This is a genomic window from Paenibacillus sp. FSL R5-0914 (assembly GCF_038004525.1).
Classification (GTDB): Bacteria; Bacillota; Bacilli; order Paenibacillales; family Paenibacillaceae; genus Paenibacillus_AQ.
On sequence record NZ_JBBORH010000002.1, the window covers coordinates 533,813 to 557,683 of the forward strand.

General features: G+C 42.1%; 24 protein-coding genes. 22 read left to right on the plus strand and 2 right to left on the minus strand.

Going from position 1 to position 23,871, the window contains the following annotated elements; genetic code table 11:
• The first annotated feature begins 1,178 nt into the window (after positions 1–1,178).
• Entirely contained in the window at positions 1,179–1,577 is a 399-nt protein-coding gene (locus tag MKX60_RS18535) for a DnaJ family domain-containing protein (RefSeq protein ID WP_341060630.1), read from the plus strand.
• Between the two features lie 119 nt (positions 1,578–1,696).
• Here MKX60_RS18535 and MKX60_RS18540 read toward each other — a convergent pair whose 3' ends face one another.
• Positions 1,697–2,116, minus strand: a complete 420-nt coding sequence (locus MKX60_RS18540; RefSeq protein WP_076298882.1) for a GNAT family N-acetyltransferase — start codon at positions 2,114–2,116, stop codon at positions 1,697–1,699.
• Between the two features lie 157 nt (positions 2,117–2,273).
• On the opposite strand from MKX60_RS18540, the gene hrpB reads away from it, so the two are divergent.
• From hrpB to MKX60_RS18570, 6 genes are all read left to right on the plus strand, one after another.
• Positions 2,274–4,766 carry an ATP-dependent helicase HrpB gene (gene hrpB / locus MKX60_RS18545; protein ID WP_341060631.1) on the plus strand — a complete coding sequence of 831 codons (2,493 nt, stop codon included), beginning with the start codon at positions 2,274–2,276 and terminating at the stop codon, positions 4,764–4,766.
• A gap of 96 nt (positions 4,767–4,862) precedes the next feature.
• Positions 4,863–5,447 carry a general stress protein gene (locus MKX60_RS18550; RefSeq protein ID WP_341060633.1) on the plus strand — a complete coding sequence of 195 codons (585 nt, stop codon included), beginning with the start codon at positions 4,863–4,865 and terminating at the stop codon, positions 5,445–5,447.
• Positions 5,448–5,678: 231 nt separating this feature from the next.
• On the plus strand, positions 5,679–6,545 hold the full coding sequence (locus MKX60_RS18555; RefSeq protein ID WP_341060634.1) for an NAD-dependent epimerase/dehydratase family protein: 867 nt from the start codon (positions 5,679–5,681) through the stop codon (positions 6,543–6,545).
• Between the two features lie 26 nt (positions 6,546–6,571).
• Entirely contained in the window at positions 6,572–6,700 is a 129-nt protein-coding gene (locus MKX60_RS18560; protein WP_256716254.1) for a hypothetical protein, read from the plus strand.
• Positions 6,701–7,107: 407 nt separating this feature from the next.
• Positions 7,108–8,046, plus strand: coding sequence for a GNAT family N-acetyltransferase (locus MKX60_RS18565; RefSeq protein WP_341060635.1), 939 nt, complete (start codon positions 7,108–7,110; stop codon positions 8,044–8,046).
• A 102-nt stretch (positions 8,047–8,148) separates the two neighbouring features.
• Positions 8,149–8,511: a YmaF family protein gene (locus MKX60_RS18570; protein WP_076298886.1), complete on the plus strand. Its 363-nt coding sequence runs from the start codon at positions 8,149–8,151 to the stop codon at positions 8,509–8,511.
• Positions 8,512–8,599: 88 nt separating this feature from the next.
• On the opposite strand, the gene MKX60_RS18575 is transcribed toward MKX60_RS18570, so the two are convergent.
• Complete coding sequence (locus MKX60_RS18575) at positions 8,600–9,490, minus strand: GNAT family N-acetyltransferase (RefSeq protein ID WP_341060636.1); 891 nt, start codon at positions 9,488–9,490, stop codon at positions 8,600–8,602.
• Positions 9,491–9,611: 121 nt separating this feature from the next.
• Between MKX60_RS18575 and MKX60_RS18580 the strand changes: the two genes are divergently transcribed.
• From MKX60_RS18580 to MKX60_RS18650, 15 genes are all read left to right on the plus strand, one after another.
• Positions 9,612–10,187 carry a GNAT family N-acetyltransferase gene (locus MKX60_RS18580; RefSeq protein WP_076298888.1) on the plus strand — a complete coding sequence of 192 codons (576 nt, stop codon included), beginning with the start codon at positions 9,612–9,614 and terminating at the stop codon, positions 10,185–10,187.
• Between the two features lie 275 nt (positions 10,188–10,462).
• Positions 10,463–11,128: a response regulator transcription factor gene (locus MKX60_RS18585; protein WP_076298889.1), complete on the plus strand. Its 666-nt coding sequence runs from the start codon at positions 10,463–10,465 to the stop codon at positions 11,126–11,128.
• 3 nt (positions 11,129–11,131) lie between these two features.
• Positions 11,132–12,538: a sensor histidine kinase gene (locus tag MKX60_RS18590; protein WP_341060637.1), complete on the plus strand. Its 1,407-nt coding sequence runs from the start codon at positions 11,132–11,134 to the stop codon at positions 12,536–12,538.
• A gap of 70 nt (positions 12,539–12,608) precedes the next feature.
• Complete coding sequence (locus tag MKX60_RS18595; protein ID WP_042187743.1) at positions 12,609–13,397, plus strand: DUF3919 family protein; 789 nt, start codon at positions 12,609–12,611, stop codon at positions 13,395–13,397.
• 22 nt (positions 13,398–13,419) lie between these two features.
• A complete protein-coding gene (locus MKX60_RS18600) occupies positions 13,420–14,457 on the plus strand; it encodes an ABC transporter substrate-binding protein (RefSeq protein WP_076286421.1) in 1,038 nt (345 codons plus the stop codon).
• Between the two features lie 91 nt (positions 14,458–14,548).
• Complete coding sequence (locus MKX60_RS18605) at positions 14,549–16,204, plus strand: ABC transporter permease (RefSeq protein ID WP_076286420.1); 1,656 nt, start codon at positions 14,549–14,551, stop codon at positions 16,202–16,204.
• 23 nt (positions 16,205–16,227) lie between these two features.
• Positions 16,228–17,310 carry an ABC transporter ATP-binding protein gene (locus tag MKX60_RS18610; RefSeq protein ID WP_042187748.1) on the plus strand — a complete coding sequence of 361 codons (1,083 nt, stop codon included), beginning with the start codon at positions 16,228–16,230 and terminating at the stop codon, positions 17,308–17,310.
• 108 nt (positions 17,311–17,418) lie between these two features.
• Positions 17,419–18,435: an extracellular solute-binding protein gene (locus tag MKX60_RS18615; RefSeq protein WP_341060638.1), complete on the plus strand. Its 1,017-nt coding sequence runs from the start codon at positions 17,419–17,421 to the stop codon at positions 18,433–18,435.
• Between the two features lie 307 nt (positions 18,436–18,742).
• Entirely contained in the window at positions 18,743–19,102 is a 360-nt protein-coding gene (locus MKX60_RS18620; protein ID WP_042187753.1) for a helix-turn-helix transcriptional regulator, read from the plus strand.
• A gap of 93 nt (positions 19,103–19,195) precedes the next feature.
• Positions 19,196–19,582: a DivIVA domain-containing protein gene (locus MKX60_RS18625; protein WP_042187755.1), complete on the plus strand. Its 387-nt coding sequence runs from the start codon at positions 19,196–19,198 to the stop codon at positions 19,580–19,582.
• Positions 19,583–19,796: 214 nt separating this feature from the next.
• Positions 19,797–20,669, plus strand: coding sequence for a PRD domain-containing protein (locus MKX60_RS18630; protein WP_076286418.1), 873 nt, complete (start codon positions 19,797–19,799; stop codon positions 20,667–20,669).
• A gap of 22 nt (positions 20,670–20,691) precedes the next feature.
• Entirely contained in the window at positions 20,692–21,198 is a 507-nt protein-coding gene (locus MKX60_RS18635) for a PTS sugar transporter subunit IIA (protein ID WP_042187759.1), read from the plus strand.
• Between the two features lie 48 nt (positions 21,199–21,246).
• Positions 21,247–22,701, plus strand: a complete 1,455-nt coding sequence (gene nagE, locus MKX60_RS18640; RefSeq protein WP_076286417.1) for an N-acetylglucosamine-specific PTS transporter subunit IIBC — start codon at positions 21,247–21,249, stop codon at positions 22,699–22,701.
• Positions 22,702–22,847: 146 nt separating this feature from the next.
• The gene (locus MKX60_RS18645) at positions 22,848–23,165 is read left to right on the plus strand and encodes a hypothetical protein (protein ID WP_341060639.1); all 318 of its coding nucleotides are present in this window, start codon (positions 22,848–22,850) and stop codon (positions 23,163–23,165) included.
• A gap of 173 nt (positions 23,166–23,338) precedes the next feature.
• The gene (locus tag MKX60_RS18650; RefSeq protein ID WP_076286416.1) at positions 23,339–23,857 is read left to right on the plus strand and encodes a sigma-70 family RNA polymerase sigma factor; all 519 of its coding nucleotides are present in this window, start codon (positions 23,339–23,341) and stop codon (positions 23,855–23,857) included.
• Positions 23,858–23,871: the final 14 nt, after the last annotated feature.

Below are 23,871 nucleotides of genomic sequence, written 5' to 3' on the forward strand. Positions count from 1 at the left end.
GTCCTTTTTTTATTGTTTAGGAAATTATACAATACAAAAAAAATGTGGATAACTCCGAAGAAAGAGGAAGGAGGGGTGAACGTGAAGAAGCAGGAGACACGAAATAAACGAGGAGTCATCCGTCAGATTCTAAAAACCTAGCGGACCTTATATCCTCCGAAATGCATGTTTTAGTCGAGCCTACGGACAAATGTATGCGAAAAACCGAATACAAATGTGCCGCCAGTAACGTAAATGAGCCAAATGTATGCGAAAAATCGAATACAATGTGCCGACGGTAACATAAACGAGCCAAATGTATGCGAAAAATCGAATACAATGTGCCGCCGGTAACGTAAACGAGCCAAATGTATGCGAAAAACCGAATACAATGTGCCGCCGGTAACGTAAATGAGCCAGCGCTGTTATTCGCCCCAGATCACCCGGGAAGGGGCTTGTTATTAGGGAATAAGTGCAATACGGTCCGTCCCTAATATATGTGCTCATTTCATCGAAATAAAGCCATTCGGTCCGTAAGCGGAACCTCACTACGAAGGTGTATATGGATACGAGTATGGAATTACGGATGTACTCAGCTTGTAACTCTACCTCCAAGGACGACGTCAGGCGTTTTTCTTGTTGAGTTGAGGCTTATTAGAACGAGTATAACAATTGTTCGCATGAAAAAAAACTATTGTACGGTTTGGTTAGGCGTCTGTAATATGTTGCGGACAGGGAGCAGAGAATGATGGTGTAGCAGAATGAATTGAATTTGCGGAATGGGGACTCTTGAGTCCTGAGCGATCTGCGGAGGCGAATATGAGGATGCGCAGACTTTTCGGACTGCATTGCAGCTATTTGAGCTTTTTAGTGCTTATTTTAGCGGTATCGGACTGCATAGCTCTTATTTCCACAATTTCTATTAAAAATAGGGTGTATTTGCGTGAATAGGTGCAACTGAGTCCGATAGTGTAGCAAAATAGCCTGAAATTGCGAAATAAGGGCTCCTTAGTCCGAACGATCTGCGATGACGAGGAAGATTCATAGAACGGAGAAGGATCGTCTTTTATAAGAATGCATTGCGGCAGTTTGATGTAAATCTACTGTTTTTATGCTAAAATAGACGCAATTCTGCTTACCATACTTTTGCTTAGGCGGGATAGATCATAGTAGTGGTATTGGTGAAGGAGGCTGCGTATATGGGGATGATGTCCTGGCTGGTTGAGCAGCGGATTCAGGAATCTATGCGGAATGGGGAATTTGGAGATTTACCTGGGCATGGCAAGCCACTGGAGCTTGAGGATTTATCGGGCGTGCCAGAAGAATTACGCATGTCTTTCAAAATTATGAAGAATTCCGGGCTGGTGCCCGAAGAAGTATCTTTGCGTGCAGAATGCGTTACCCTCGAAGGGCTGCTTGCTGCCTGCCACAATAGCGGAGGAACTGAAACTAGTGAAGGTAAGGCAATCCGGGCAAAATTGTCTTTGAAAAGGCTGCGTCTGCAAGAGCTTCTGCGTGAACGAGGCTTAGATAGTAATCCTGCTTATATGCAATACAGTGTTCAAATACATGAACAGATGATTAGGGAAGAAGAATAACGCTTATTAGGGTCATGTTGTATGGACATGAGGATAAATAGTGTGATATAAAGGCAGCTCTTAGTCCATAAAGAGACGAAAGAGCTGCCTTTTTGCGTGCTTCGCTTCACAAGTGTATTTCATTTTACTTGCTTGAAATATACCCATTCTGGATCACCATCGTCTAAATTCTCAATGATTCCGCTTCTTACAAATCCTAGAGAAAGACACACTTGCTGCATGATCGTATTGGATTCATTGGTGGAAGTAAACAGCTTGGGGGTTGGAGAGTGTTCTTCAATGTAACGAATAAGTGCACCGGCAATGCCAAGACGTCTGAAATTGGGATTCACAATTACGAGCTGAATAAAACAGCATTCGAAAAAAGTGGTATCGTAACAAGCAAAACCGACAGGCTCACTGTTAATCGATGCTACAACACATTGCTCATTTAGAATATATTGTTCAATTTTAGGTTTGCGAATTTCGCTGCCAATGACCATGCTATCGATCTTGCTGAGTATAGATAAATCTGAAATAGTGGCTTTAGTTACGAGCATTTTAGAAAGTCTCCTTTTTTATAATATAAGAAAGTTATACTTGAAATGGTAAGTACAGATTGTCTTGATCTTTGAAGTTTTTTCGCACATGATGAATAGGGTTTAGACCACATCAAAGGAAATCATAACATATTATTACAAACGATGGAGAGATATAATGAAACAGCTTCCAATTATACAGGTGCTTCCAGACCTGAAACACATACTTCGCTCAACACGGGCAGCTGTTCTGATCGCAGAACCCGGTGCGGGCAAAACAACTGGAACGCCTCCGGCATTTCTGGACGAGCCATGGATGGCTGGTAAAAGCATTCTTATGCTTGAGCCTAGAAGACTTGCCGCTAGATCAGCTGCAACTTACATGGCGTCCAATCTTGGAGAAAGTGTTGGACAGACGGTAGGTTATCGGATGCGGAACGACACTAAGGTAGGCAAGAATACACGAATTGTTGTAGTGACTGAAGGTGTCTTAACGAGGATGCTTCAGAGTGATCCATCACTAGGGGATGTGGGTCTGATTATTTTTGATGAGTTCCATGAGCGTAGTCTACATGCGGATCTGGGACTTGCTCTGGCGCTGGAAGCGCAGGCAGTGCTGCGTGATGATCTTCGGATTCTGATTATGTCAGCAACACTGGATAGTGAACGGGTCTCGGTTATGCTGGGCGATGCGCCAGTAGTTGATTGTCCGGGACGAACCTATCCGGTGGAAACTATTTATACCCCAACCACAGGGAATCTTCCGATTGAAAAATCGGCCACAGCCGCAGTGAGACATGCGCTTGCTGAACAGCCGGGAGATGTCCTTGTATTCTTGCCGGGTGAACGGGAGATTCGCAGAACCCAAAATGAGTTGGAACATGGAAAACTGCCTGACGGGATAGTGCTTCGTCCTTTATACGGACAATTACCACAGGCTATGCAGGATGCTGCAGTGGCTCCATCCATAAACGGCGAACGTAAAGTCGTACTAGCGACCTCCATTGCGGAGACAAGCTTGACGATCGAAGGTGTGCGAACGGTAATTGATACAGGGCTGCGTCGTACGCAGATTTTCTCTCCGCGTACGGGAATGCCAAGTCTTACGACGGTTCCGGTATCGAAAGCCTCTGCCGATCAGCGGCGAGGACGGGCCGGGCGGACAGCTCCGGGTGTATGCTACAGGCTGTGGAGTCAGGAGGAGCATAATCGCCTTCCGGATGACAATGTGCCGGAGATTATGGAGACGGATCTTGCGCAGCTCGCTTTGGAGCTGGCGCTGTGGGGCGTGCGCGATCCTGCCGCGCTAGCTTGGCTTGACACGCCGCCCGCTGCGCCTTATGCGCAGGGCACCGCGCTGCTGTGCCAGCTCGGCGCGCTGGACGCCGGCGGCGCCATCACGCGGCACGGCCGTAGCATGGCCGCGCTTGGCGCGCACCCGCGAGCCGCGCATATGCTGCTGCGCGCGGCAGAGCTTAACGCAGCACCGCTCGCCTGCCGGCTGGCGGCGCTGCTGCAAGAGCGGGACCTGTTCAAGGGTCCCGCGGCACTAGATTGCGACCTCACGCTCCGCGTAGAGGCGCTGCTCCGGTTCGAACGCTCCGCCGATACGGGCGGAGCGGACCCTGCGGCTCTGCGCGCGGTGGTGCGCGAGAGCCGCAATTTCCTGGCGCAGCTGCAAGCAGCGCCGGGCGGGACCGTGAACGACATCAGCCTCTGCGGGCTGCTTCTGTCGTTCGCCTATCCCGACCGTATCGGGCAGAAACGCGGTGATGGCGCGTTTCTGCTCTCCGCCGGTCGTGGCGTGGCCATGCGGGAAGGGCAACCGCTGGCCCGATCCGCTTATATTGTGGCCGCGTCTGTTGACGATCGAGCCACACAAGGTGCAATCTTGCTGGCAGCTGAGCTAGAAGAAGGACAACTGCTTAAATATCATATAGATCACATCACAGAGGATTCTGACGTGTATTGGGATAAAGTAAGTGGAAGTGTGAAGAAACGCCGCCGAACGCTGCTTGGCGCTCTTGTCTTAAAAGAAACGTCACATGAAAGACCCTCCGCAGAAGAAACAGCGAAAGTACTGCTAACTGTAATCGCAGAGGATGGGATTGATATCTTACCGTGGGAAAAGGGACCTCTGCAGCTTCGTGAGCGGCTAATGTTTATGCACGCCTTACGTTCAGATTGGCCGGATGTCTCTGATGAAGCATTAATTGAGATGCTTGATGAATGGCTATTACCTTACATTCACGGTATGCGTAACTTGCGCGACCTTCAGCGAATCCCGTTATCCCGTGCGCTTGAGGGGTTGCTGGACTGGAATCAGCGACAGCTTCTTGAACAGGAAGCGCCGACACATATAACAGTTCCTAGTGGTTCGCGTGTGCCCGTGGACTATGCTAATCCTGCTGCTCCCGTACTGGCGGTACGATTACAAGAGATGTTTGGACAGATAGACACCCCTAGAATTGGTGGGGGAAAGGTACCTGTTTTACTTCATCTTTTGTCACCGGCAAGAAGGCCGATGCAGGTGACTTCTGACCTTGCAAGCTTTTGGCGTGGCACTTATTTTGAGGTTAAAAAGGATCTAAAAGGACGTTATCCTAAGCACTATTGGCCAGACGACCCCTTGCAAGCAATTCCGACCAATCGAGCACGTCCCAAGAAATAATAGGGTCCTTCGTGCACTTGAAATTTTAATTAGATGTTTTGTCTTCAGCTTACAGGGTAATTAACTAGCGAAGACAATTACTAAGGAGGGCTTCAAGTGACTAAAAAAATCGTAGGTATCTTTGATACAGAACAAGAAGCAACCAGAGCAATTGAAGGACTTCACAATCAAGGGTTCAGTAATGATGAAATATCAGTAATCACACGTGATCGTGATGAGCTAAGACATATTTCGGATGATACAGGCACAAAAGCTCCCGAGGGTGTTGCAACAGGTGCAGCTACAGGCGGCGTATTGGGTGGTGTTACCGGACTGCTAGCAGGTATCGGAGCGCTCGCAATTCCGGGGATTGGTCCTATTCTGGCAGCGGGACCTATTGTGGCAACGTTAACAGGGGTAGCCGTGGGTGCAGGTGCAGGTGGCTTAGTTGGTGGCTTGATCGGTCTTGGCATTCCTGAGGATGAGGCAAAAGAGTACGAAGGATACGTTGAAAGTGGCAAGATCCTTGTGCTTGTTGAGGATAATGGACGAGGGTATCAAGCGCATGATGTGTTCCGAGACAATCGCTCACTAAATGTTCAGCGTTACGAAGGTGTCTATTCCGAAGACACTCGACTAGGTAATTCGATGGCTAACAGAGCAGACCGAACGGCTGAAGTTTACAACCGCGATAAAATCTAAAATGTTAATCGACCTACTTTTACTATAAACAATCCATCAAAGACTGCACCTCACAGCGATAAGCTGTGAGGTGCAGTCTTTATTATACATGTGGTATGATATGGATAATAATCCAAATTATTAATAGGCATTTTAGAGATAACGGAAAAGGAACAAAGTAGATACCGGCAGTTATTTCTGATACACATAGCAATGTTTATGCTTTAGGAGCTGTTCTAAAGGAGGGCTTAAATGAAGATATTTGTAGCTGGTGCAGCGGGCGTGATTGGACGGCTATTGCTACCTAAGTTATTAGAAGCGGGGCATGAGGTTGTCGGAATGACCCATAAGGAAGAAAATAGAGCATTTATTGAGAAGTGTGGAGCACAGGCGGTAATCGCGGATGTCTTCGATCGAGAGGCCATATTTGCGTCCATTCACAAAGCACAGCCAGAAGTGGTTATCCATCAGCTAACTTCACTAAGTCAGCGGAATTTCTCAGATAATTCCAGGATAAGAATAGAAGGAACACGCAATATTGTGGACGCATCCCTTGCAGCTGGCGTGGAGCAAATCATTGCACAAAGTATTTCATGGGCTTATGAAGCTGGAGAGGAGCCAGCTACGGAGGAAACTCCTTTAGATCTTAAGGCTTTAGAGCCTCGGAGAAGAACGATTGAAGGTATATACTCACTAGAGAAAGCAGTTGCCGAGATCCCCAATCATGTGATCTTGCGGTATGGAATGTTGTACGGCCAAGGAACATGGTATGACACTAATGGCTATATGGCAGAGGAAATTCGTCAAGAACGAATGACAGCGACAGATGCCGTTGTCTCATTCCTACATGTGGAGGATGCAGCTAACGCAGCGGTGCTTGCTCTGAACTGGCCTTCAGGCCCTGTGAATATCGTAGACGACGAGCCTGTTAATGGATTGGATTGGTTATCAACTTATTCAGATACCATAGGTGCTCCTGCTCCTAATGTTCAAGAAGGCAGAGCAGGATGGGAACGCGGAGCCTCCAATACGAAAGCTCGAATGGATTACGAATGGAGTCCACTGTACCCGTCATGGAGGTCAGGATTTGCTCGGAGCTTGAATGTCCAGAGTGAATGAATTCAGCTACTGAAAGGAAGTGCAGTATGAGTTTACTTCTTGTGATTTTGTTCTTTATTGGTTTAATCATGATGATTAGCAATCAATATGCGATGATCAAGAAAATGGACGAAATGAATGAGTCACTAAGTGAAATTAATAATAAACTTGGCTAGCTAAAGTTGAAAAGGAGTGATGACGTGGGGGTAATAAAAAATTTCTCTCTAGTGGTCGTGAATTTAATCGCGGATCTATGGTTTGGAATCGTACGAAAACCTGAATTTTATGATAATCACACGGTTACTAGAACAAAGAGAGGGTATGTCCTATTTGTAACATTAGCAGGTATTATCGCTGTGGGAACCGCCATTTGGCTATGTTCTAGAATTTATTAAGGAGAAGACTGCCAATAGGCAGTTTTTTTATATTATAAGGTTTCTTCTTATATATTGGACTTCCAGATGCAATTACACTTGCTGTAGTTTAGTAAATAATCATTATAAGTGTTTATTACCAATCATTTACTTTAAGAAGTGATACTATAGAAAATAGAAGGTGAAGTAGCAGCGAGGAGGAATTGTACATGCAATTAATGGGATGGTCTGAGGATGAAATATCGTATGAGCTAAGTAATGATTATTCAATTCGTAAGGCTGATTCGAAAGAGTGGGGAGTGTATTGCTCCATTTATTATAATATTCAGTATATTGGCTTTTTTAGAGAAGATGGGTTCAATTCTGCCCAAAAGAATGCTTTTTGGATCTATAAAGGGGAGGCGAAAATAGGTGGAGTAAGGATGTCGCCTAATCGGATCTATCATTTATTTGTTATTCCACCTTTTAACGATACATTTGTGGTGCTTAAACTTCTAAAAAAGCTTTTGATATATTGGTCTGACCGAACGGAGCCTATAAAAACATTTGAGGTTCTACCGGATCAAGTTCATTTATTTGCGCGGGCAGGATTTTGGCCTGATGAGTTCAGATGTCGCTGGATGCAGCGTCCTACAGATCATTTCGAGGTGGAATGGAACGAAGAATTTAGAATTGAAAGTCCACAGATCGAAGAGGATGGAAAAGGAGCTAAACGCTTTATTCTGGAAGATCAGATCGCCGAATGTAGCTATGCAAGCTTTAATGGAAGTCTCGAGGCGACTAGAAGAAAAAAATTCTCTTATGAAGATTTTATTCCAAGTGAAGAACCGAATTATACGAATGAAGCATTACTTACCGCGTCAACGCTTGTGTATGATAGGAAATCGGGACAGTTAATTGCGAATTGTCTCTTGGGTTTACAAGACGATTACGCAGCGGTTTATAGTATTGGTGTAATGCCCAGTTATAGAGGCAAAGGGTTAGCGACACTGATGATGAAAAGAGGACTAAGTCTCCTTAAAGATAAGTATCCTCTCCTTAGATTATATGTCATGGAAGGTAATGACGCGGAGTCTGTTTATACAAATCTAGGATTTGTTCCTGGAGTACAAGAGATACAGAGCATGTATATTCCTGTAAAGGATTAGCGAACAAATCATAATGGTTACTTAGACACCTGCCTAGAACTTAAAATGTGTTTTCTTAATAGAATGTTGTGAAGTTCATGTTTATAGGGAGGTTCACAACAGATGGTAAAGAAAAAAGCTACTCTAAAGAAGAAAACATTATATTCTCAATATGCGCAGAGACATGTACATGAATTTGAAGGTAGTACGAAATTGGCTGAAGAAGGTGCAGATCGACATAACCATCGCTTTGCAGGTGTTACGGGGCAGGCGATTCGAGTAGGGAATAGCCATATTCATGAAATTGATCTTAGTAGAACTGATTTCTTGAACCACTTTCATAATCTGAAAAAGATAAGAACAGGCCCTGCTATTTCAGTCGGAAATGGCAAACACGTACATTTTGTATCTGGCCAAACTACATTAAATGATGGTCATGTCCATCGATTCAATTTCGCAACATTGATTCAAGCTCCACTTGTTTAATGAATAAATCTGGTATGAAATGAAGCTCTGAAGGAATGAAAGAGCAAATAAAAAAAAGGCTGCCGGATGGCAGCCTTCTTCATTCTATCTAGGCATGTGAGGTTATGGGAAACATGAAATGTTTAGGTAGTTCTTTTAAAAATGGACGTACAAATAACGTATCCTCACTCTGGGGAATTAATGCTGACTCTATGTGATCTATGGCATAATCTGGTGTGAAATAAAAATGTATAACCTCCGTTTCAGGAGAAATAATGCTATTCAATATCGCGTTAATATCTATACTTTTAGTACTGATAATATCAAAAATATGAAGCTGATGCTCCTCATGTCTAAAGACCACTACGACGTCAGCTTCTTCAATATAGTAAAAAGAATCATGGAAAGGAAGGATAAAATAAAACAGCAGCTGATGTTCATTGTTTACAACGCTGAGTATAGAGGACACCGGAACTTTTTCTTCAGCGAATTTTTTTATCATGGTGAAATCAACGGAGTTATTCATAGATAAGGGACGCACAGAGAAGATTTTAGACGTTTGATTTCTAAGATTAGAAGCGTTAATCGAAAAGCTGCTTTCTTGCATACGTTCAAATCCGAATTTAGGATAAAAGTCCAAAGCACTGTCGTTTGCAAATAAGTATATGAAGTCATATTCATGTTCGTATTTCGCGATAATATGATCTATTAATTTCCTGGATAATCCTTGCATGCGATAATCAGGATGTGTCATTACAGTGCCAATTTGAATGGCGTTATACTCTTTTTGATTTATGAGAATCGTCATTTTGTTTATGGACGCATTAGCGATCACATGGTCCCCATCGATATAGGAATAACAAATATACTTGTCACTCCAGCCTCCTTGTTCATACCATGGCGAGAAATCAATCCCGAAGATTGATTTAGCTAAGGCATTAAAGCTTTCTTTATATTTTTCGATATGCTTATAATCACTGACCAATTGGTAATCACTCATAAGTTTGCCTCTTTTCCAAAGTGTTTTTCATAGTCACGTTTAATGGTTATATCTTACTACATGGTTATAAAGTAATGTTTATTATAAAAAAACAATCCCAATATTATTTGGAGGCTAGAAAATGAGAGAGATAGATTATAGCAATTATTACTGGAAAGACGAGAAAATAAGATTACGATCAATACAAGAAGGGGATTGGGAAGGCTATTATACGAATCGTTTTGATACCCCAGCACGACGACTCTTACAATGTGCAGTTGAACTACCACCCACCATTGCCGAAGCTAAAAATTTTGCGGAGACTTACGCTGAATTCTCATCGAATAGACTAATGTTTACGATTGAAGATTTGCATGGTGAAAATGTCGGAGGCGTAAATCTAAATAGCATTGATGAGAAAAATGGTACGTTCAGCATTGGTGTGCAGGTGGATAAAGATCATCGAGGTAAAGGGTATGGAACGAGAGCTATAACCATCCTCTTAAAATATGCTTTTTTCGAGCGACGGCTAAATAAATTCAATGAATGTGCGCTTGAAGGTAATGAAGGTTCTATAGGGATGTTAAAGAAAGTCGGCTGTGTGCAAGAGGGCGTGCGGCGGAAAGTCATTTACACGAACGGACGATATTATGATTTGATATTGTTTGGATTGACGAAGGAAGAATTTATGGAGAAAAACAGAGATGAGCAATCATGAGCGCAATCGCTCGATTAAGGGATTTTCGAGTGGTATAGTCCGTTCTACAAAATCCTAAATCCGTAGAACTCCCATTATGTGGGAGTTTTTTTGTGGATTTTACTTACTATACAGAGACATAAAATGTAAGTTTATAGTCAATTATTTGATTTGTATTTTTAATTGTAGATATTTGGAAAGCGTTTTCGTATTGAACGATATCCGCTATTATAAGAGGGTAACTAAAAATATGAAAGTTCAGTGTAAAATAGCATCTAAGGAAAAGAGGGCTACGTATGAATATTTTAATTATTGAAGACGATCCCAGCATTCAAATGCTGCTAAAATTGAGCTTAGAGGTGGAAGGGTATCAGACGAAAGCTGTAGGAACGGTGACTAAGGCGTGGGATGAACTTGCAACATGGTCTGCCGATTTAATTCTGTTAGATCTTATGTTACCTGACCGTTCCGGGTTCGAGCTTCTTCAAATGCTTCAACAACAGTATAAGTCAGTCCCGGTAATCGTGCTCACCGCTAAGAATGAAATGAATGATAAAATCCTTGGCTTTCAGTTGGGAGCAGACGATTATCTAACGAAACCTTTTGAGACAAGGGAACTTATCGAGCGCATTAAGGCAGTTATGAGACGAATGAAGATGGTGGCGCCTCCTGAAGTGATCAAGATTGGACCTATTGAAATTGATAAGAATGGACGTACCTGTAAGATAGGGGAACAATGGCTTAAGACAACCAGTAAAGAGTTTGACTTTATGTGGCTCTTATGTGCTCATCCTAAGAAAGTTTTCACTCGCGAAGACTTGCTTGATCAGGTCTGGGGTTATGATTATTATGGGCATACAAGATCCGTGGACATGGTGGTAAACCGTCTTCGGGAGAAAATGAAACCCAACGAGCATCTGATCGCTACTATACATGGGACAGGCTATAAGCTGGAGGTATAGAAGATGGGACTGCGAAATAAAATGTTTATTCAGCATGCCGTTACGATTGTTATGCTGCTCACAGCGATGTTTTTTATCGTTAATTATACGCTTAACCAAAGTATGATTAAACGGGATACTCAGACGTTAAGTCAGTATTTTGGCTTACATCGTATTGAGGCATTGAAGATTGTCAGTGATCAGAAAATTAATATAGAACAATTATTTTCAGGTAAGTACGCCCCCTTTATTGCGTCGCATTTGGCGTCAAACAGCAATTTTCAAGTACAACTATTCGCACTAGATGAGACGATTGTTGGGAGCAGCAGCGATAAAGAAAACTTACTTAAACGTAACGATATTCAGAAAGCGCTTACTGGTAATGCTGCCACAGTCATAACTGCAGGTGAAGGTACACAATATCTAATCTACTCAGTTCCCTTCTGGTATGAAGGAGAAATTGTGGGTGGATTTCGATATTTATTGGACCTCCATGAGAATTTGCAGACATTAAACCAGATGCGCACATGGTTCATCGCTGCAGCTGTAGGATGTTTAATTTTTTCGCTTATGGTCAGCTATTCATTTTCATCTTTGTTGGTGAGGCCTCTACATGCCTTGCAGCAGGCGCTTAAGCTTGTATCCATTGGCGATTTTAGCAGAAAGATACAGGCGAGTAGTCAGGATGAGGTAGGAGAATTAGCCAAGGATTTCAATCATATGTCGGATGCGCTGCAACATCATATCAAAATGTTAAAGTATGAACAGGGAAAGCAGAAAGCTTTCTACGACAACATAACTCATGAATTAAAAACACCATTAACTTCGATTATCGGGTTTTCGGATTTAATTGAAAGAATGAATAAGAAGGATGATATACAGGAATGTAATACCTATATCCGTAAAGAGAGTACTCGGTTGTTAAATATGGTTGAGGATTTGTTACAGACCTCACTGATTGGTGATGAGGCTTGGCGTATCAAGCTGGAGTGTACTGATTTAGGGGCTGTCATTATGGATAGTCTACGTATCTTAGAGCCGACCCTTCAAAAATCCGCGATTGTTACCACGCTAAAGATCTCATCTTGTGAAGTGAATTTAGATCCCAAGAGAACTCAGCAAGTTCTATTTAACGTGATTGATAACGCTATTAAGCATAGCGAATGCACAAATCTCTATATCGAGTTAACGGAGCATGAGGGCTTTGGGCTGGTTCGTATCATAGATAACGGGAGAGGGATATCGCAACAATTGCAAAGTATATTATTTCTACCCTCGGCAGAGAAACAGGATCGTATTATTTCAAACGAATCACATGGGTTAGGATTACCTCTATGTAAACAGTTTATGGAACTTCAAGGAGGGAGTATCGTCATTACTAGCTCGGAGAAGAAGGGGACAGAGATTCAGCTGAGATTCCCCTTAACATAACAAATGTAAGCGCTGTTACAAAACTGATACAAATTTAAAATTTTTCTGATATATGAGGAGGTTAAAGTAAGTGCCAGAGGATAAGAAAGGGCTTTCATGGTTTCGCCTCATCTTGTTACAAGTCATCATAGGCAGTCTGCTAATCGGCATGTGCGCTTACACTTTTCGAATACCTCTTGATGAAGTGCATGTTGTACCTCGACAGGAGGATCAACTTGACCGCATTGCTGGCGTTCCGATGCGCGTGGATATTACGTATCCAGGCCTAGGGACGATATCCATTGAGGATCCGAAGGAATTGCTGAAATTGAGATCTACTTTTTCTGGGTTGTTATCATCAGGAATGCAGCGTCCACAACAGTTGGTTCCGAGACTTCTGTTGACTGGAACGATGGCCTATCTGGATCAAGAAGATATTCCTTTTCAAGTGGAAACGAATGCGTTTCACTTCGGTGCGGAGTCAGTTAATTCGCTTAATGTAAGTGCTACTATCCGCAAGCTGCAAAGTACACTCATCGATAAGATGTTAACAACGTCGAGTATTGGATCTGCTGTGGAAAACAAGATTAATGATGTGTTCACACTACAGCAGGGAGTACTTACAGCTCTCACTCAGGTTGAGAGGAAGGCGTTGATATCGCAGATTCGTGCAGCAGAGCGTATTATCGATTTCAGCCATTTTGATGACTTACAACGTACACCCGATGCTCACTTTGTCATTCAGCTCACGAATGATTATCGAGTGAAAAAGCACTGGATCCATGTGGATCGCTATAACGGCGCTTACTTCGTGGTCTATGACCTTCTGGATGAGACCAATCAAAGAGTCTATTTCAAACTAAATAATGCCTCATACTGATCTTGAAGGGATGGTTTAGTCTATGGCGAGAAAGAAAAAAAACAGTAAGTCAGTCATTTTATTGTCAGTCATAGTAGTTGTGTTGGTAGCGGGGTTCTTCATGTATAAATCAGGAGTATTTGGCGGTAAAGAAATCAAAAAAATTACCGTATATTCCATTTTTCAAGAGGAAGAGGCTCGTAAAATTCTGGATAAATTCAAAGCTGAAACCGGAATTGACTATGACATCCTACGTTTACCAAGTGGAGAAGCGGTATCCCGTGTACAGAATGAAATGTCGAATCCACAAGCCGACTTTCTGATGGGAGGGCCAGCGGATTCGCACCAAGTACTGAAAGAGGCAGGTTCATTGGAAGCTTATGCTTCTCCGAATGCTTCTGACATCGCTGACAATATGAAAGACAAAGATGGCTTCTGGACAGGGTTTTATCTAAATCCAATCGCTATAGGTATTAATGAAGAACGTTGGAAAGAGAAATATGGTAGTGATCCATACCCTGAAACTTTTAAGGATTTGCTTGATCCTAAATTCAAAGGTGAAATTGGTATGTCCGATCCAGCGACATCGGGTACAGCATATACAGCAGTCGCTTCTTTAGCCCAAGTATGGGGTGATGATGAGATGTTGAACTATATCAAACAGTTGCTGCCTAACCTTAAGGAAAGACCTAAGTCTGGCATTGAGCCAATTCAGAAAGCTGCTAAAGGAGAGTATACAATTGGCGTGACTTTCCTAGGCGATCAATTGAAGATTAAATACCAAGGCAACCCAATTGTTAGTGTTGTTCCAGAAGCAGCAGGTTATGAAGTTGGAGCTTTATCCATTGTTAAGGGTGGACCTAATACAGAGGCTGCGAAGAAGCTTATGGACTATATGCTTACTAATGAACCGGGTGAGTTGTATACGCAATCTGCATACGCAGTATCCGTTAAAGCATCAGTACCGATTCCTAAAGGTGGCATTGATATTAAAACAACGAAATACAACGATGCTTATGATTTGTTAAAAGCAGCATCGCAGCGTAAAGAGTTGCAAAATGCATTAAAAGATTTGAAATAAAAGAGCCAATAGGGGTATTGCATGGCTGTACCATATATGGTGACTGTAATGCCCCTCAAATTGGATGGCAGAAAGGTGGGAGTCGCCCCCTATGAAAGAAAAAAAAGGCATTGGGGAGTCGATCAACAGGCTCTTTAAAGATCCATCGTCACTCGTACTTGTACTGACTAGCTTTGCATTTCTCATTCTATTTGTTATTTATCCGCTGGTAGTCGTTGTGTTTACATCTGGATTTGATAATTGGGCAACGTTTTTTAGTAAACCCCGTTATGGAAAAGCGCTATTAAATACGGTAGTTAGCTCATCATTATCCGCTTTTACAGCAACAGTGTTTGGATTTATTTATGCGTATGCGATTCACTACAGTAACATCAGAGGAAAGAAGTTCTTTCGATTTATAGCCTTTATTCCATTATTAGCTCCTTCGGTTATGAGTGGTTTAGCATTCCTATTGCTTTTTGGACGTGGGGGAATGATCTCACAATGGTTAAATACCAACTTTAATTTTGAGCTTGATTTGTATGGATTACCGGGGCTGTGGATTGTTCAGACGATATCCTATTTTCCACTTGCCTACATGACTATAACGGGTGTGCTCCGCGCTATATCACCGAATCTGGAGATAGCAGCACAGAACCTTGGAGCTAGAGGATTTAAATTATTCAGGACGATTACGCTGAAACTTGCACTTCCAGGTGTTATTAACGCATTCTTGCTGGTAGCGATTAACTGCTTCGCTGACTTCGGGAATCCAAAGCTAATTGGTGGGAACTATTCACTTTTAGCAGTTGAAATTTACGGAGAAATTATTAATAACGAGGCAGGACTAGCTTCGGTCATGGGGATTATCTTAGTAATTCCTGCACTGATTGTATTCTGGGTTCAGAATAAGATTTTATCTAAAGGCTCCTACTCAACGATAACTGGTAAGCCGGTATCTGGTTTGAAACGGATCACTACATCTAAGAGGACAGATGCATTACTTTTCTCTTTTAACAGTTTAATCTCATTGTTCATTATTTCGATGTTTGCGATCACCATTCTTTTCGCCTTTACGAAAAACTTTGGTCGAGATAATACGTTCACACTGGATCATATTATGAAAGTTGTCTTTAGTTCATCTAGTCCAGCCGTTTTGAACAGCTTAGTGTTATCGCTAATTAGTGCGTTGCTGGCGGTGGCTCTTGCATTAGTGCTCGCCTATATAGTAGTTCGCAAACCTTTTCCAGGTAAAAAATTACTAGATTTCAGCGCGGTTCTTCCAATTGCGCTTCCAGGAACATTCGTTGGTCTTGCACTGATTGTTGCGTTTAGTAAAGGTCCGATTGTTTTGCAGGGATCTGCAGCATTGATTGTCATTGCGATGTTACTTAAACAGATGCCTGTAGGTTATCGGGGCTTGACTGCGTCTTTTAAACAAGTGGATAAATCGATCGAAGAAGCAGCCACCAATCTGGGTGCGAGTAGCCGTAAGACGCTAACAACGATTGTATTTCCAATGTTGCAAAAAACCGTCGTAGCGAACTTTGTCTATGCGTTTATGAAAAATATGAATACTTTGAGTACGATAATCTTCCTAATTACCCCTAAATGGGTTGTTGCAGCAGTATCGATCTTTAACTATGCCGAAACGGGAACCTATTATTGGGCAGCCGCTGTGGCAGTGGGTTTGATGGGTGCAACGCTTGGAACACTGGGAGTGATCAAGCTGATCTTCCGTTCCAAAGTGAAAATATTTGATTTCTAATGATTTTGAAGGGAGTGGGCACGATGGAATCCAACATACTACTAGATTTGAAAAATGTGAATAAAGTGTTCGGCAATAACCATGTCTTGAAAAATATCAACTTAAAGATTGAACGGGGGAAGTTCATCACCTTCCTTGGTCCGAGTGGTTGTGGGAAGACGACTTTATTACGTTCCATCGCGGGTTTCTATACCATCGATGATGGTGAGGTGTGGATTGACGGGAATTTGGTTAATGAATTACCTCCATATAAAAGGGGCACTCCAATGGTGTTCCAGGAATATGCCTTGTTCCCGCATATGACGGTATTTGATAATATTGCTTATGGACTAGATATTAAGAAAAGACCTGAAGCAGAAGTACAGGAACGGGTAATGGCTGTTATGGCCCAGGTCAAATTATCCGGACTTGAAGAACGATATCCCCATGAAATGTCTGGTGGACAACAGCAACGTGTAGCTATGGCTCGTGCCTTAGTGATGAATTCGCCGATTATTCTCCTGGATGAGCCACTAAGTAATCTAGATGCTAAATTACGTGAAGAGGTACGCGTTGAACTGCGAACAATTCAACAGGAACTTGGACTAACCGTAATATATGTAACGCATGATCAATTGGAAGCTTTGTCGATGTCAGATCAGATCGTTGTTTTTAATAAAGGAGCTATTGATCAGTACGGTACGCCGCATGAAATATATTATAAACCTCGTACACAATATGTAGCTGATTTTATTGGTTCTACCAATTTTATTGAGGCAGTAGTTATGCAAAGTAAAGAGGGTACGGCAACAGTTAGCTACGGCTTTGGAGGGGATAACGTTACTATTACTACAGATGAAAAGTTGACAGAGGGTGAGGAAGTTCTTCTGAGTGTTCGCCCCGAATCATTGCGACTAAATCATCCGGATATTAGCGGATTTAACATCATGGGAGTAGTCCAATCCTCGATGTTTCTAGGAGAAAAGGAAAGATATTTCCTTGCAGATCAATGGGGCAAAGAATGGATTGTCGATGCTTATGATATTGGTCAAAAGACTTTCGATGGTCAAGTTCGGATGAGTGCGGCAATAGACAAAATTCATATTATTAAAAAGGTTAGTCCGTAAACTGAAGTAGATGTTCCAAAAAAGGAAAACAGTCGTTTTCCTTTTTTGGCGTATCGTTTTATATAGAACGACGGCTATAGGCTAGTCTATCAGGAGGAGACGTTCTAATTGAGAACAAAGGTGATTATCCTGTCATTGGTTGCGGTAACAATACTTCTTCTAATATATTTCTATCCTGGACAGAAAAGCAATCAGCCTCTCAAAGTATATGTAATTTTTCAAGAGGATGAAGCGCGTATTCTGTTGGAGAAATATAAGAAGAAGACGGGACAGTCTTATGAGCTTATTCGCATGTCTGGCGGTGAGGCAAGCTACCATTTGATGTCGATCAATAAGACTGGCATTGATGTTGTTCTCGGTGGGCCTGCTGATCTTCATGAGCAGCTCAAGAACAAAGGGAAATTAATTCGCTATTCATCACATGTTGCTGATGAGATCCCCGACATCTATAAAGATAAAATGGGCTATTGGACAGGTATATACATGGGTGCATTGGCTATTGGTGTAAATGAGCAGGTCTGGAATCAAGATCCTCAGCTTGTAGCTTTACCTCTTCCAGAACGCTACGAAGACTTATTACGTCCCGAGCTCAAGGGGAAAATTGAAATTCCGGACCCAGAAACCTCAGGTACAGGATACACATTGCTAGCCTCTCTTGCACAAGAACGTGGGGAGGAGCAAGCTCTAGCATTGGTGAGTGCTCTTAAGAAGCAGAGTTCATCAACTACATTCTCAGGAATTAGTTCTGCCCAGCGGCTTGCAGTAGGTGAAGTTGCTGCTGTTATCAGCTTTATGGGCGACCAGCTTCGATTTAAGAATTCGGGATATGCTATACAATCTTCTATTCCTCCACAAGCTGGATGGGAGATAGGTGCAGTGTCGATCTTGAAAGGTGGGAACAACGTGACTGCTGCTAAGCAGCTGGTAGATTTTGTACTGTCAACAGATGCTCAGACAGATTATATGAATTCCGCATTTTCCTTACCTGTGATGCCGAATATTAAGATCCATCCGCTATTGTCTTCTGTTAAGCTGGAAAAATTAATGATTACGTATCGATTCGATATCGCTGCTGCGAACCGAGAGGAATTACTCGCTAAATGGCATGAGGCCGATAAACGCTAAGGTATTGTTCACTCATTATTCAACGGCCATCGAGAACTTTATGGTTAAGTTCTCAATGGCCGTTATTTATTACTCGAGATAACCAACTTTCATCATATGAAAAATTCACAATAGAAAATCACAAAATAAACAACTCTATCTAGTTACTTTCAATAATTTCATCATCTATCCCTATTAAATTTCTATACAAATCGGAAAAAGTGAACCCACTACCACATTTCAGGTTGTGAAAGTTGGAAAATAGTGCTTATACTAGAGTTATAGAAGGTAAGATTAACCAAAAAAACACAACATGAGGAGGGTTTATATGGCGTTTATGATTGCTCAACGGGCTTTTATCAAGGTGTATCTTATAACAATGGTAGAACAACATCGCGGGTATGGATACCAAATGCTTGAGGATTTACGTCGAGATTTCAAGGCACATGGATATTCCCCTCCACAGAGCGAAATTTATCGCGCGCTGCATGAGCTGGTACAGCAAGGGATTTTATATCGTACTAAACAGCTAAAAGGGAATGACCCGAAGGTGGATTTTCAAGAAATCGTCTTATACCATTTCACAACTGATGGAGAAGAGAAAGCGAAGCTATATAAGAAGCAGGTGAAGACGGATCTTGATCGCTGCTTAGGTATTTTGAACAAGGCGGTTGCGGATAACTTCTAGAACTGGAACTATAGTTATATTTTCAGGATGCTCTCACCCTGTTATAATGGTTACTGCCGGATAATTGCAGTATATACTTGGAGGTAACAAATGATGGATGAACATATGAAACGTCGATTGGACAAACAACGTAAGCTATTCAGCCAACTTGGCATCACACTAGATGCTCTAACCATACATGAAAAAGAATTCAGTATGAAGCTTCGTGGTTACGATGCGGAGGAAGTGGATACATTTTTAGATAGCGTAATCAAGGATTATGAGCGTTTTTATGCGACAATTGCTGATCTGATGGATAAATGGCAAGAACAGCAGCTGGAGATGCGAGAATTAAAATCAGAAACCAAAGCCACAGAGGTTATTCAGGTCCCAGTACTTAGAGGCATCGACCCAAAGGAATTAGAAGAGGTCATTCTAAAACTGGAGACCAATGTCCGTCAGCTTAAAGAAAAGCTTCCCCAAATTGAAAGCTATTTATAACTTGTGAATTTTTGAGTTCAGGAGCTGCGCTTGACATTTATAAATTTACCATTGACGAGTTAGCAGTTCATGATTTATGATATGTTCATAAATGATCATTTATATTTTAGTGGCGTGTTACCGTTAAGGGCATGAGCCAAGGATTGTCTTCATCTCGATGAGACATTTCTTGGCTTTTTTTGTTCCTAATTGACGATAATATGGGAAAGGAGTGATGAGCTTGTCGCGGGAGATCGAGCAATTTCAAGTACAGCGTGTGATTGGGAACAACGTTGTAATGGTTCAGGGAAGCAAGAACGGCAAGGAATATGTCATTATCGGTAAAGGCATTGGTTTTGCTGTGAAAGGTTCAGGTGTGATTGAAGGAAACGATCCTCGTATTGAGAAATTGTTTCGTCTAGAAGACCGCGAATCCTGGAGTCAGTATCAAATATTGCTGGAAGACATAGATCCCAAAGTGATGAAAATAACTGATGAAATAATTGCTGATATCCAAAGTCAATTTCCTGACAAATTAAACGACAAGATTTATTTGGCACTCCCGAGCCACATTCAGTTCACCATTTACCGTCTGCGCAACGGGATGGATATTATTAATCCTTTTTTACAAGAAACTAAGATGTCTTTTCCGAAGGAATTTGATATCGCTTACAAGGCATCAGAGAAGATCAATGCTGAATTTCAGGTGCAAATTCCCGAAGACGAGGTTGGATTTCTAACTTATCATGTGTACTCCGCAGTTAACAATGTATCGGTGGGTCAGTTAGTAAAAGCATCTAATATCGTGAGTGAACTTCTAGACATGATTCAGCAAGAACGGAATATAACTTTTGAGCATGGCAGTATGAATCATATTCGATTAATGATCCACTTACGGTTTTCGCTGGAACGTATTTTGAAAGGATCACTAATAGATAATCCTTTTGTGAAACATATTAAGAAGGAATACAAAGAGGAATACAAGTTATCTCAAAAGCTCGGTAAAGTGATGCAAAAATCTCTTGGTGTAGATATCCCGGAGGAAGAGCTGTGTTTCCTGGCGATGCACTTACACCGATTATTTCAGACTTTAGTGAAACAAAACTAACATCTTTAGAGGAGTGGAGCATATGTTTTCCAAATGGAAATCAAAAAAAGAAGAGAAACATACTGGACATACAATCGAAATCATGGCACCAATCAGCGGAGAAGCAGTTTCATTAACAGAGGTTCCGGATGAAACCTTTGCTGGTGGTCATATGGGTAGCGGAGTTGCAATCAGACCTTCCGAGGGGATCCTAAAGGCTCCTTTTGATGGCACGGTTGCTCATATCGTGAAATCGAGTCATGCAGTTATTCTGGAACATTCCTCCGGTGTGCAATTGTTGTTACATATCGGAATCGATACTGTCAGTCTTAAGGGCAACGGATTTGTCAGTCATATTGCCTCTGGAGATCAAGTGAAGGCAGGTCAAACCTTAATCGAATTTGATCTGGACGTTATTCGCGCAGCAGGCTGTGACACAATTTCACCTGTAATCGTGACTAGTACAGAGGAAACACCACCTCAAGTGAACGGACATTATGGTCAGGTTACAGCAGGACAGGATCTGATTCTTACAGTGGCTTCAAAGTAATAAGCTAATACAGCATTACTACTATTGAATCGAAAGGATGATATTGTTATGTTGGCTTTTCTACAAAAATTAGGTAAGTCGCTTATGCTTCCAGTTGCTACTATGCCAGCGGCAGCTATTCTTCAAGGGTTTGGATTGCTTAACTATGAAAAAGATTTGCATCTAGGAGCTACAGTAGGGGGATTCCTGAATCAATATTTTGCTCCATTCCTAAATGCCGGTGCGAATGCGATCTTCGGAAATCTTGCTTTGATATTTGCTGTCGGGGTTGCCATTGGATTTGCCAAGGACGCTGTAGCAGCCTTGTCAGCAGTAATTGCATATATGGTACTGACTAAGATACTAGCTGTCGTACCACTTCAATTCTCCTTCATCAATGATGATGTAGTGTTGAATATGGGTGTGCTCGGAGGTATATTTGCCGGTGCTTGGGCAGCATTCCTATATAAGAGATATCACAGTATAAAGATGCCAGATTGGCTCGGGTTCTTTGCTGGTAAACGTTTTGTTCCAATTATTACCGCAGCATCCACGATGGTTCTTGCCGTATTAATTGGAATGATTTGGAGTCCGATTCAAGACGTAATTAGTGATTTCGGAAACTGGGTTGTATCCCTGGGTGCAGTTGGAGCTTTCATCTTTGGTACAGCTAACCGCTTGTTGATTCCGATTGGACTTCACCACGTACTTAATACGATTGCTTGGTTCCAAATTGGTGACTTTACGAATGCAGCTGGTGAATTGGTACACGGTGACTTGTATCGCTTCTTCGCTGGAGACAAAACAGCTGGGATGTTTATGACAGGCTTCTTCCCAATCATGATGTTTGCGCTTCCAGGTGCAGCTCTTGCATTTATTCATACAGCTAAACCAGAAAAACGAAAAATGGTTGCTTCCATCTTTATCGGTTCTGCTATCGCTTCCTTCTTAACAGGGATCACAGAACCCCTTGAATTCTCCTTTATGTTCTTGGCACCAGTATTGTACTTAGTGCATGCTTTACTTACTGGTTTCTCTATGGCGTTAATGTACATTCTAGATGTTAAGCTTGGTTTCGGCTTCTCCGCTGGTTTGATTGACTACCTGGTGAACATGAAACTATCCACTAATGCATGGATTCTTATCCCTGTAGGTCTGTGCTTCTTCGTTCTGTACTATGTGTTGTTCCGCTTTATCATCACGAAGTTCAAGCTTAAGACCCCTGGTCGCGAAGATGATGATGATGCGCTTGTAGCACCAACTGGAGGTAACGGAACAGGTTCAGCTGTTTCTTCTAAGGCTGCTCAAATTCTTGAGCACATCGGCGGACCTTCAAACATCGAAAATATCGATGCTTGTATTACACGCCTTCGTCTGATCGTTAAAGACGAAAAAGCCGTTAAAGATTCCGCTCTGAAACAACTCGGTGCTTCGGGTGTAATGAGACTTGGTCAAGGTGCTGTACAAATCGTATTTGGTCCGAAATCGGAGCAATACAAAGAGGAAATCGAGAAGTTACTATAACTTAACGTACTCCGTTTAAATTTATTAGCAAGGGCTAGTCCGCATACTAGCCCTTGTTTTTTTGTATACTTACAGGGATAAAGTGTTGCAATATACATAATACCTAGTATAATACTTGGTATAACCATACAAAGGAGTCGGTACATATGTCAGTCGACGATTATCTGGACCTTTTAAATTATGCCAAAGCAATTAACGATGGACAGTGGCAGGCTGACATCATAGAGAGCTTAAAGAATCTTAACACAGTATCGGAAGAACCTCAGGTTCAAGAAGAAAGTGTGATAGAATTATGGTCACGGTTTGATTCCGTTAACATATTGATCATGAAGTTGTTTGAGAAGCTGAGTAAGAATGAAGAATCAGATGAAGTGTTACATTGGAAAGAACAACTGCTGGAGCTTAAGCTGGAGCGAAGTATTTTGTCCAAGAAGATTCTTAACCGATATATTCGAATTCGATAATTGGAATCAAAACAGATAGGTAAGACCAATAATGAAGACAGTTACCTTATTAATTGGGGGCTGTCTTTTTGTATGTTTTATAATGCATTATGATAATTATGAAGAATTCTGATACAAAAATGTACTGACAGTCGTCTTACTTATAGCTGCAGCTGATAAGGAGGATTTACACGATGGAAATTCCGGAATCTGAAATTTTTAAAACAATATTTTATGAACATTACCCTGTTGTCCGCCGTAAGCTTGCCGCTTTGGTACGTGATGAATCGGCGGCTGATGATTTAGCTCAAGAAGTTTTTCTGAGATTGTACCGTAATCCACCAGATGATCCAGCAGCGCTGGGTGCCTGGCTTCATAGAGTCCTAACTCGTATTGGATATGATTATTTGGACAAAAAAGCAAGGGAACGGCGACTGCAGAATAAACAAGAGCAGCTTTATGATGCTAGTGAATCTCCCCCTTCAGGTGAAGAAGTCATAATTAGTAAGCTAGATCAGGAAGATGTACACATCTGGCTGAATGAATTGCCTGAAAGAGACAGACAAGCGCTTCTTCTTCGCTACTCGGGGTACAGTTATGTGGAAATCGCGGGAGAGCTTGGAGTAAGGCCTCCAGTAGTAGGGACCCTGCTTCACCGAGCGACAGAGAAACTAAGACAAAATGCAACGAAGGCGATACCCCAGACGAAGTAGACTTCTTTTGAGGA

Bases quoted from the DNA above. Each gene is read 5' to 3' on its own strand.
- MKX60_RS18645 (WP_341060639.1), top strand. From the start codon at position 22,848: ATGTCAGTCGACGATTATCTGGACCTTTTAAATTATGCCAAAGCAATT.
- MKX60_RS18635 (WP_042187759.1), top strand. From the start codon at position 20,692: ATGTTTTCCAAATGGAAATCAAAAAAAGAAGAGAAACATACTGGACAT.
- MKX60_RS18575 (WP_341060636.1), bottom strand. From the start codon at position 9,490: ATGAGTGATTACCAATTGGTCAGTGATTATAAGCATATCGAAAAATAT.
- MKX60_RS18610 (WP_042187748.1), top strand. From the start codon at position 16,228: ATGGAATCCAACATACTACTAGATTTGAAAAATGTGAATAAAGTGTTC.
- MKX60_RS18565 (WP_341060635.1), top strand. From the start codon at position 7,108: ATGCAATTAATGGGATGGTCTGAGGATGAAATATCGTATGAGCTAAGT.
- MKX60_RS18605 (WP_076286420.1), top strand. From the start codon at position 14,549: ATGAAAGAAAAAAAAGGCATTGGGGAGTCGATCAACAGGCTCTTTAAA.
- hrpB (WP_341060631.1), top strand. From the start codon at position 2,274: ATGAAACAGCTTCCAATTATACAGGTGCTTCCAGACCTGAAACACATA.
- MKX60_RS18535 (WP_341060630.1), top strand. From the start codon at position 1,179: ATGGGGATGATGTCCTGGCTGGTTGAGCAGCGGATTCAGGAATCTATG.
- MKX60_RS18540 (WP_076298882.1), bottom strand. From the start codon at position 2,116: ATGCTCGTAACTAAAGCCACTATTTCAGATTTATCTATACTCAGCAAG.
- MKX60_RS18585 (WP_076298889.1), top strand. From the start codon at position 10,463: ATGAATATTTTAATTATTGAAGACGATCCCAGCATTCAAATGCTGCTA.
- MKX60_RS18555 (WP_341060634.1), top strand. From the start codon at position 5,679: ATGAAGATATTTGTAGCTGGTGCAGCGGGCGTGATTGGACGGCTATTG.
- MKX60_RS18650 (WP_076286416.1), top strand. From the start codon at position 23,339: ATGGAAATTCCGGAATCTGAAATTTTTAAAACAATATTTTATGAACAT.
- nagE (WP_076286417.1), top strand. From the start codon at position 21,247: ATGTTGGCTTTTCTACAAAAATTAGGTAAGTCGCTTATGCTTCCAGTT.
- MKX60_RS18630 (WP_076286418.1), top strand. From the start codon at position 19,797: ATGAGCTTGTCGCGGGAGATCGAGCAATTTCAAGTACAGCGTGTGATT.
- MKX60_RS18590 (WP_341060637.1), top strand. From the start codon at position 11,132: ATGGGACTGCGAAATAAAATGTTTATTCAGCATGCCGTTACGATTGTT.
- MKX60_RS18620 (WP_042187753.1), top strand. From the start codon at position 18,743: ATGGCGTTTATGATTGCTCAACGGGCTTTTATCAAGGTGTATCTTATA.
- MKX60_RS18580 (WP_076298888.1), top strand. From the start codon at position 9,612: ATGAGAGAGATAGATTATAGCAATTATTACTGGAAAGACGAGAAAATA.
- MKX60_RS18600 (WP_076286421.1), top strand. From the start codon at position 13,420: ATGGCGAGAAAGAAAAAAAACAGTAAGTCAGTCATTTTATTGTCAGTC.
- MKX60_RS18560 (WP_256716254.1), top strand. From the start codon at position 6,572: ATGAGTTTACTTCTTGTGATTTTGTTCTTTATTGGTTTAATCATGATG.
- MKX60_RS18625 (WP_042187755.1), top strand. From the start codon at position 19,196: ATGGATGAACATATGAAACGTCGATTGGACAAACAACGTAAGCTATTC.
- MKX60_RS18570 (WP_076298886.1), top strand. From the start codon at position 8,149: ATGGTAAAGAAAAAAGCTACTCTAAAGAAGAAAACATTATATTCTCAA.